This window comes from Roseburia sp. AF42-8 (assembly GCF_003435965.1).
GTDB classification, from domain to species: domain Bacteria; phylum Bacillota; class Clostridia; order Lachnospirales; family Lachnospiraceae; genus Roseburia_C; species Roseburia_C amylophila.
Map to the genome: position 1 here is coordinate 1 of NZ_QTVB01000064.1, position 8581 is coordinate 8581.

Consider the following 8581-nt stretch of genomic DNA (forward strand, 5'->3'; position numbering starts at 1 on the left):
CAGTATACTCTTTTTAAAAGAAAAAGATGTATTAGATGTTCATATTTTATCTGATCAAAGTTCCTTAGAATTATTTACTGATAATTATCAAAATAATCATTCTATTGAATGTATTTGCGGGAAATGAACAAAATAAAATATATTTTCAGGCAGTAGAAGGAAGTGTTGTGCTGGAAAATGTAGAAGTGTATGGAATTGAACCGTGAAAAAATGAATTTCATTTCATGGTATGATGATATAGAAGAAAAGGAAGTGATAAACCAGTTCGGAAAAGAACTGGTTTCATTTCTATAAAAACAAAAGGAAGAAATATAGGAGGAATCGTAATATGAAAAAGAGCTTTGATGTTATTGCATTGGGAGAATTATTAATTGATTTTACGATGAATGGACAGAGTGAACAGGGGAATGATTTGTTTGAAGCATGTCCTGGTGGAGCGCCATGTAATGTTCTGGCAATGTTAAATGAAATGGGAAAGAAAACAGCATTTATTGGCAAAGTTGGAAAAGACCAGTTTGGAAAATTGCTTCGAAATACGTTAAATGATATTGGAATTGATACCTCCAATCTTTTTACAGACAGTACTGTAAATACAACACTTGCATTTGTACATACATTTCCGGATGGTGACCGTAAGTTCTCTTTTTATCGTAATCCGGGTGCTGATATGATGCTGACAGAAGATGAAATTAATACAACATTTATTTCCCAGGCAAAAATTTTCCATTTTGGAACGTTATCTATGACACAGGATAGTGTAAGAGCTGCAACAAAGAAAGCGGTTAAAGCGGCAAAGGAGAGTGGAGCACTCATTTCATTTGATCCAAATTTAAGGGAACCTTTGTGGAGTTCATTAGAATTAGCCAAAGAACAGATGAATTATGGATTTAGTCAATGTGATATATTGAAAATCTCTGATAATGAGATTCAGTTTGTTACTGGAAAAGAAGATTATGATGAGGGAATCAGATGCCTTCAGGAAAAATATCAGATACCACTCATTCTCTTAACAATGGGAAAAGAAGGAAGCCGCGCTTATTATAAGGGAATGCGTGTGGAATGTAGTGGATTTTCTGTAAAGACAATCGAGACAACAGGTGCAGGAGATACGTTTATGGGAAGTGTGCTGAATTATCTTCTGGAACATGATTTTAATAATTTGACAGAAAAGCAGTTGGAGGAACTTTTAAAGCTGGCAAATGCAGCGGCAGCTATAGTGACAACCAGAAAAGGTGTTATCCGTGCAATACCAAAAAAGAGTGAAATAGAAGAACTGCTTCAAAGGAATATGTTATAATTTATAAAAAGATTTAGACAATAAAAAGAGCTGTGGCACAGTCAGAGGTTGGGTCGGTCAGCTCTTTTTTTGTAACCTTTTCCCATCCTCACTTGTATATATAGTGAAAGGCCTTTTAAACAGAAAAGAAATATGAGGGATCACTCATGAGAATAGCAACTGAGGTATTGGTGGAAAAGTACAAAGACCATTTATTTGCAGCGGCATTCAATATCTGTAAAAATGCAGCAGATGCTGATGATGTGGTGCAGGATACTTTTCTTCAATATCATACAACCAACAGACAATTTGAAAATGAGCAGCATATCAGAGCATGGCTCATTCGGGTGGCAATCAATAAAGCAAAGAATATCAATCTTTCTTTCTGGCGGCAGAAGGGTGTGCCGTTAGAAGAATATATGGAGACACTGACATTTGAGACACCAGAAGCCCAGACACTGTTTACAGAAGTCATGAAGCTTCCAGAGAAGTATCGAATCGTCATACATTTATTTTATTATGAGGATTACACCATCCGGGAAATCGCAAAGATTATGAATGTGACAGAAAGCAACGTGAAGGTCAGGTTGACGCGTGGTCGCAGACTGCTCAGAAATGTATTAAAGGAGGAATGGGAAAATGACAGATAAAGAAAGATATAAACAGGCTTTTTCTTCTTTGCATGCCTCCGGACATATTTCTTTGGAGGTCAATATGAATCATAATAGAAAATTTCATCCAACACGTAAATTAATCGCAGCAAGTGCCTGCACCATATTGTTGTTAGGTGGCAGCAGTGCCTATGCAGCGTATCATTTCCTAAGTCCGTCACAGATTGCGGATGAAGTAGCGGACAATGGAGCATTGAGCCGGGCATTTGCCGGAGAGGATGCGGTAAGCGTCAATGAGACGCAGCAGAGCAATGGCTATGATATTACCTTATTAGGACTGGTGTCCGGAGAAAAATTAGAGCTTTGTGTACCACAGGAAACTCGGGAAAATGTCAGCAAATCACATACCTATGCAGCCATTGCCATTGCAAAAAGTGACGGAACGGATATGGAAGACCGCAATTTCTTTGTGGCACCGTTAATCAATGGTGTGTCTTTTTTGGATGCCAATGCAGCAACCATGGATGAGACACTTACCTGGTTCTGTAAAGACGGCGTTCTTTATGAGTTGATAGAATGCGATGATTTGGAAATATTTGCAGACCGTGGCGTACAGTTGGGAATCGTGGACAGCTTCGGGAGCGAAACGGCTGCATTTCGAATGGACAATGAAAGTGGCTTTTACCGTAAAGTTGAAGACTATGCTGGCACAATTGCACTTTTCGCCCTGCCATTAGATACCACTAAGGCAGACCCGGCGGCAGCGGAGGAGTACATTAAGAAGCTTGAAGAAGGAGCTGCGACAGGAGATGAGGCAGCAGATACGGAAGGAACTGCCGGCAGAGCAGAAGTTAGCATAATCACCGGAACAGAAAGTGAAGCTGCAGCAGGCTATATGAATCAGCAGGTCAGAGATTTCGTGGATGGCATTACAGCAGATAATTTATCGGATTATTTTGAAATCGTAAAAGATTACCCGGTATTTACTGCTATGCCGGACGAAAATGGCTGGGTAGATTTCGGAACACAGTATATAAAAAAAGAAGATTATGTTGCAAATGGCGGAAGCGGCGAAGTTTCCAACTGGATTGCAGAGGATGAAGAATTTAGCGTTAGTGCAATTACCATGACAGGAAACGATGGAAAAGAAGATGTTTCCACACTTCGGATTTCCGTTGTTTTCCGCAATGAAGACGGCAGTCTTACAGAAGCATTGTATCAGATAAAACCGGACTGCGTCGATTTGATAAAGTAAATTTAGTAAAGATATGACATAAAAAGAGGTTGTTACACCGGATAGATTTTTTACCAAAATCCGGCTGTGGCAGCCTCTTATAAAATGCATTTTCTTATGATAAGATTATGGCAAAAGTGAGAAATCAGTTAAGAAAAAAGGAAGAGATAATATGAAAAAGCAGTAGCATTTGCGGAAAAATATGGCATTGCAAAGGTCTATGATTCCATAGATGAAGTTTTTTTAATATGAATCTTGCAGGCGGGGCAATGCTTGACATTGGCGTATATGCACTTTCTATTGTAAGAAGCTTCATGGATAAAAAGCCGGAAGAGGTCGTGAGCCAGAGAAAGGTATCACCAACTGGTTCAGACGAGCAGGCAACCATCTTATTAAAAAATGATTCAGACCAGATGGCAACAGTTGCGCTTTCCATGCATTCCAAGCAGCCAAAGCGGGCAATGATAAGCTGTGAAAAGGTGTTTTTATAGCTTTTAGGCATTCATAAAAAACACTCATGGTTACAGGTTAAGGAAATCGTAAGAATCCGGGCATTGACGTGACACATGATATTGATTAAGATGGAATAAGATGAGAGGTAAGGAAGTTAAAGAAAATGGAAGCTTATAGTAAAGATACTTATTTCATGAATATATTAAAGCAGGTTGAGGCAGAAACCAGAATTTTGCAGTCCAGGGAGCATATTCAGCATGGAACCACCACGGTATACGAGCATTGCGTTCAGGTGGCATATGAAAGTTACCTTTTTGCAAAAGAACATCAGCTTCAGGTAGAAATGGAGCAGCTGATCCGGGGAGCATTGCTTCACGATTATTTCTTATATGACTGGCATAACCAGCTGACGCCGCATCATCTGCATGGATTTTTCCATCCGGGTGTAGCACTGCGGAATGCCAGCATGGATGTGGAATTAACTCCGATAGAGCATGACATTATCAAGAAGCATATGTTTCCGCTGACACTGGTGCCGCCGAAATACTTGGAAAGCTGGATTGTCTGCTGGATTGATAAGAAATGTTCTACCAGAGAGACCTTACAGCGCAGATGCAGGGAGGAAGTATGTTAGTACAGGTAAGAGAATTTATGGGCACATGCGGAAATGTGTTCCTGCATTTTCTGGTAGCCGGCAGAATTTATTTCCTTTGGTTTGTGATTTACAGTGCAGCAGGATGGCTTTATGAATCTACCATTTGCTCCCAGATAAAATATCATAAATTTATCAACCGTGGCTACTTAAGAGGTCCGTGGATTCCGATTTATGGAGCGGGAGCAGTGCTTAATTACTGGCTCATCGGCTGGATTGGAAATGTGCCGGCAATCTTTGTGGCAGCCATGTTTACCTCCGGCGTAGTAGAGTATATTACTTCTTATGCGATGGAGCGTATGTTCCACAAACGCTGGTGGGATTATACCAGATACAGATATAATCTGAACGGGAGAATCTGTCTTTATGGCTGCATCATATTTGGAATTGGAAACGTGATACTGCTCCGCTTCGTTCATCCGGTAATCATGCAGCTTACCGCAGCAATTCCGGAGCTGGTGCTCACCAGAGTGGTACTTTTCCTATATATTCTTTTTGTAGTTGATGTGGTTTATACGACCGTACATATGGAAACCGTCCGTGCAAGAATGGAAAAGCTGGCACGGCAGATGCGGGACCGGAAAGAATGTTACCTTTATATGGCAGGGGAGCAGAAGGAGTACTGTAAAATTTACTTCGAAGAGAAGAAGGAGCGTTGCAGCAGTTTTGTGGAAGAGAAGAAGGAGCGCTGCAGCAGCTTTGTAGAAGAACGGAAAGAACTGTGCGTTCAATATGTAGAGAAAGTAAAAGACCGGTTCCGGGGGTAGAAGAAAAGAATGGATAAAAAGAAATATGCGATAATAGCAAATGTTATACTATTAATCTGGTATTTTCTTGCTATGACAGGAGTTAAAATTGGCAGCAAATATTTGGTAGAGGGAGCATTCAGGGATGAATGGATGTTTATGGTTATTCCTGTAGTTACATTTTTGTTATTTGTTTTTGCAGGAAAAATCGGTAAATATATTCATTTGATATGGCTTTCCATGTGGTTTATAACACAATTTTTAAGCCACGAGTGGTATACAATCTTTGGAAATGGATTTATGGGAAATGTAGAAAATAAGATAAAATATTTTAAGGATTGTATTCAGGTAGTAAACATTTCTGGAAGATATGTTCCGGATTTATATCATATTATACTGCATGTGTTAATTATACTTGCAATAGTTAGTATCGTTTTAGTGTCTGATAAACCCCAAAATAATGGATAAAAGTTACACCGGATGGTAATGGCAGTAAAGTGGGATGGAGAGGCAGTTTATTTTATAAATATTTTACTTGTTTTCTTCAAGGGCATTTGTTACAATCAACACAAAGCATATATTCTGATTTTCGAGTGGCGAAAGCCAATCTAAATTTCTGGTATCAATTCAATGAATTCTATGCTTTTAAATTCTAATTACAATTAACAAACGCATAGTGCATTGGATAGGTGGAATTTCAGAATCGGAAATGAGATTATGATAACAGTACCTGACAAATAAGTTTGAACGATATGAAAATTCGTTCTTACGAAAAGCCAAGTATATCATCCTGCTTTTCCTTGCACTATGGGAAAAGGAGGAAACATGAAAACTTTAGAAGAACTGAATCTGGTGGATGACTTTCTGGTAAACAGCCTGACCAGTCACAAAATTTACGGGGAACAGTCGGCGAGGTACATTTTGGAATGCATTCTGCGTCGGCAGATAGGAAAGCTTACAGTAGTGCCGCAGCGCTTCTTCTGTGGAGAGAATACAGAGACTCACGGCATTCGGCTGGATGTATATCTGGATGAAGAGAACGGAGAAATCTTTGATATAGAACCAGACCAGAATGATGGAAAAGAAGAAATCGTATCACTGCCCCGAAGAGTCCGGTTTTACCATGCGAAGATTGACGCAGGAAATCTGACAGCAGGGGATACCTATGGGAGTCTTCGGAATGTCATCGTAATCTTTATTACAACTTATGACCCCTTTGGACTGAATCGCATGGTGTATACAATTAAAAATGGATGTATCGAAGTACCGGAATTAGAATATGAGGATGGCGCACAGACGATATTCCTGTATACAAGGGGAAGGGAAGGAAACCCGCCGGAGGAATTAAAACAGCTACTGCATTACATGGAGCATTCATCCATAGAGAATGCTCCATCTGAAAACTTGAAAAAGTTACATCGGATGGTAACGGCAGTCAAGCGGGATGGAGAGGTAGGTCTTGCATATATGAAGAGTTTTGAGAGAGAAGAGCGGATTCGGAAACAAGGTTTGAAAGAAGGCTTGCAGGAGGGAAAAGAAGTAGAAATCATAAAGCTCGGTCGTAAATTTGGAAAATCAGATGCCGAAATCCTGGCATTGCTGCAGGAAGAATTACAGATAACGGAAGAGCAGGCAAAACAGGTATTAGAAAAGTATGGAAAGACTTTGGATTTATAAAGCGATAAGATTCAGAAAGAAATAGCGGGTTATAGGACAAAAAAGAGTTGTATCGGAACGTCCATCAGGGCAAATCGGTACAACTCTTTTGGCTTATTTTTATAGATTATTTCATTACAATTTTACAGAATTTCTTCTTTCCGCGTTTCAGAACAAATTCTTCTGCATTTTTGATATCATCCGGAGTATAGGTGGTCTTGATATCGGTTACTTTTTCACCATTGACAGTAACACCACCCTGCTCTACGGCACGACGTGCCTCGGAACGGGAAGCACAAAGTCCGGCAGAAACAAGAAGTCCCATGATATCGATAACGCCATCGCGAAGGTCTGCCTCTGCAATTTCAGCAGCAGGCATATCTGCATGATTGCCGCCGGAGAATAATGCTCTTGCACTCTCCTGTGCTTTTTTGGCTTCCTCTTCGCCATGAACCAGATTGGTCAGTTCGTAAGCTAAGATTTCTTTTGCCTGGTTCAACTGGCTGCCTTCCCATTTATCCATTTCGTCAATCTGCTCTAATGGCAGGAAGGTTAACATACGCAGACATTTTAATACATCTGCATCGGAAACATTTCTCCAGTACTGATAGAAGTCAAATGGAGAAGTCTTATTCGGGTCAAGCCATACAGCACCGGACTGTGTTTTACCCATTTTCTTACCTTCGGAATTCAGAAGAAGGTTGATGGTCATCGCGTAAGCATCTTTTCCAAGTTTACGACGAATCAGCTCGGTTCCGCCTAACATGTTGCTCCACTGGTCATCGCCACCAAACTGCATATTACAGCCATATTTCTGGTATAAGGTATAGAAGTCGTAGCTCTGCATAATCATGTAGTTAAACTCTAAGAAGCTTAAGCCTTTTTCCATACGCTGTTTGTAGCATTCTGCGGTCAGCATACGGTTTACGGAGAAATGAGCACCGACGTCACGAAGAAGTTCGATGTAATTTAAGTCCATGAGCCAGTCAGCGTTATTTACCATAAGAGCCTTATCATCGGAAAAATCAATAAAGCGGCTCATCTGTTTCTTAAAGCAGTCACAGTTGTGCTGAATGGTTTCCGGTGTCATCATCTGACGCATATCACTACGTCCGGATGGGTCGCCGACCATACCAGTTCCGCCACCAATCAGGGCGATTGGCTTGTTGCCAGCCATCTGGAGACGTTTCATTAAGCAAAGTGCCATGAAATGTCCGACATGAAGGCTGTCTGCAGTTGGGTCAAATCCAATATAAAAAGTAGCTTTTCCATTGTTGATGAGCTCTTTAATCTCAGCTTCATCGGTTACCTGGGCAATCAGTCCACGGGCAACTAATTCATCATATAAAGTCATAATAAAAATCCTTTCTGAAAATATATTTTTTAAAATTTTGGGAAATGTTTTTATTCTGTTTCCCACATAAAAAAGCCCCCGTCCTATGAAAGGACGAGGGCGAAGTCTCGTGTTACCACCTTTTTTCACAGATTATTCGCATAACCTGCCTCAGTAAGTGTCCGTCACCGACAGGACTGCCATCTGCAGTGCCTTAGGGATACCTGGCAACTTACGCATCGATAACGTGTGCTAATCCGTCGCAGCCTACTCATTCAAATTTGCATAAGCCATTCCCTTGCAAACTATGTTTCTAATTTGACAAATGTTGAATATTTGGTGCGAAGCTCCGGGATGTATTCATAACAAGCTGCCCCTGTACCTCTCAGCAACCGGTGACTCTCTGTAGGTTTCCTTTGTTATTACTTGTTCCCATCAAAGCCTGTAACTGCCTTAATTATCCCCATTATAGGGGGTAACTTAAAATTTGTCAAACATAAGATTTTAAAAGCCGGATTTAAAAATTTGTTATTTATTGTTTAACAAATCTTAAGGAAATGTAAATTGACAAATTACTTTAATTGTGTAATTGTATTAATGGAGTAATACACAAAAAAGAA

8 protein-coding genes, 1 pseudogene and 1 other annotated feature are annotated in these 8581 nt (G+C 40.1%); of the genes and pseudogenes, 8 read left to right on the forward strand and 1 reads right to left on the reverse strand.

Going from position 1 to position 8581, the window contains the following annotated elements:
• The first annotated feature begins 328 nt into the window (after positions 1-328).
• The 8 genes and pseudogenes from DW059_RS14295 (at position 329) to DW059_RS14330 (ending at position 6649) form a co-directional block, all read left to right on the forward strand.
• The gene (locus tag DW059_RS14295) at positions 329-1297 is read left to right on the forward strand and encodes a PfkB family carbohydrate kinase (protein WP_117699239.1); all 969 of its coding nucleotides are present in this window, start codon (positions 329-331) and stop codon (positions 1295-1297) included.
• A 146-nt stretch (positions 1298-1443) separates the two neighbouring features.
• On the forward strand, positions 1444-1926 hold the full coding sequence (locus DW059_RS14300; protein ID WP_117699240.1) for an RNA polymerase sigma factor: 483 nt from the start codon (positions 1444-1446) through the stop codon (positions 1924-1926).
• Positions 1916-3142, forward strand: coding sequence for a hypothetical protein (locus DW059_RS14305; RefSeq protein WP_117699241.1), 1227 nt, complete (start codon positions 1916-1918; stop codon positions 3140-3142). Before DW059_RS14300 ends, DW059_RS14305 begins: the two co-directional genes overlap by 11 nt.
• Before the next feature lie 218 nt (positions 3143-3360).
• Positions 3361-3609, forward strand: a pseudogene (locus DW059_RS14310) (Gfo/Idh/MocA family protein); the annotation flags it as partial.
• A gap of 128 nt (positions 3610-3737) precedes the next feature.
• On the forward strand, positions 3738-4208 hold the full coding sequence (locus DW059_RS14315; RefSeq protein ID WP_117699242.1) for a phosphohydrolase: 471 nt from the start codon (positions 3738-3740) through the stop codon (positions 4206-4208).
• Positions 4202-4993, forward strand: a complete 792-nt coding sequence (locus DW059_RS14320) for a putative ABC transporter permease (protein WP_158552133.1) — start codon at positions 4202-4204, stop codon at positions 4991-4993. The genes DW059_RS14315 and DW059_RS14320 overlap by 7 nt, the downstream gene beginning before the upstream one ends.
• A gap of 9 nt (positions 4994-5002) precedes the next feature.
• Positions 5003-5440 carry a hypothetical protein gene (locus DW059_RS14325; protein ID WP_117699244.1) on the forward strand — a complete coding sequence of 146 codons (438 nt, stop codon included), beginning with the start codon at positions 5003-5005 and terminating at the stop codon, positions 5438-5440.
• Between the two features lie 357 nt (positions 5441-5797).
• Positions 5798-6649 (forward strand): Rpn family recombination-promoting nuclease/putative transposase, encoded by an 852-nt coding sequence (locus tag DW059_RS14330; RefSeq protein ID WP_117699245.1) that lies wholly within the window; start codon positions 5798-5800, stop codon positions 6647-6649.
• 106 nt (positions 6650-6755) lie between these two features.
• Here the strand turns inward: DW059_RS14330 and tyrS are convergent, their stop codons facing one another.
• Positions 6756-7982, reverse strand: a complete 1227-nt coding sequence (tyrS, locus tag DW059_RS14335; protein ID WP_117699246.1) for a tyrosine--tRNA ligase — start codon at positions 7980-7982, stop codon at positions 6756-6758.
• 86 nt (positions 7983-8068) lie between these two features.
• Positions 8069-8409, reverse strand: a binding site (T-box leader).
• Between the last annotated feature and the right edge of the window lie 172 nt (positions 8410-8581).

What these genes read in the sequence shown, in the direction of transcription:
- DW059_RS14295 (WP_117699239.1), top strand. Translation starts at nt 329, where the DNA reads ATGAAAAAGAGCTTTGATGTTATTGCATTGGGAGAATTATTAATTGAT.
- DW059_RS14300 (WP_117699240.1), top strand. Translation starts at nt 1,444, where the DNA reads ATGAGAATAGCAACTGAGGTATTGGTGGAAAAGTACAAAGACCATTTA.
- DW059_RS14305 (WP_117699241.1), top strand. Translation starts at nt 1,916, where the DNA reads ATGACAGATAAAGAAAGATATAAACAGGCTTTTTCTTCTTTGCATGCC.
- DW059_RS14315 (WP_117699242.1), top strand. Translation starts at nt 3,738, where the DNA reads ATGGAAGCTTATAGTAAAGATACTTATTTCATGAATATATTAAAGCAG.
- DW059_RS14320 (WP_158552133.1), top strand. Translation starts at nt 4,202, where the DNA reads ATGTTAGTACAGGTAAGAGAATTTATGGGCACATGCGGAAATGTGTTC.
- DW059_RS14325 (WP_117699244.1), top strand. Translation starts at nt 5,003, where the DNA reads ATGGATAAAAAGAAATATGCGATAATAGCAAATGTTATACTATTAATC.
- DW059_RS14330 (WP_117699245.1), top strand. Translation starts at nt 5,798, where the DNA reads ATGAAAACTTTAGAAGAACTGAATCTGGTGGATGACTTTCTGGTAAAC.
- tyrS (WP_117699246.1), bottom strand. Translation starts at nt 7,982, where the DNA reads ATGACTTTATATGATGAATTAGTTGCCCGTGGACTGATTGCCCAGGTA.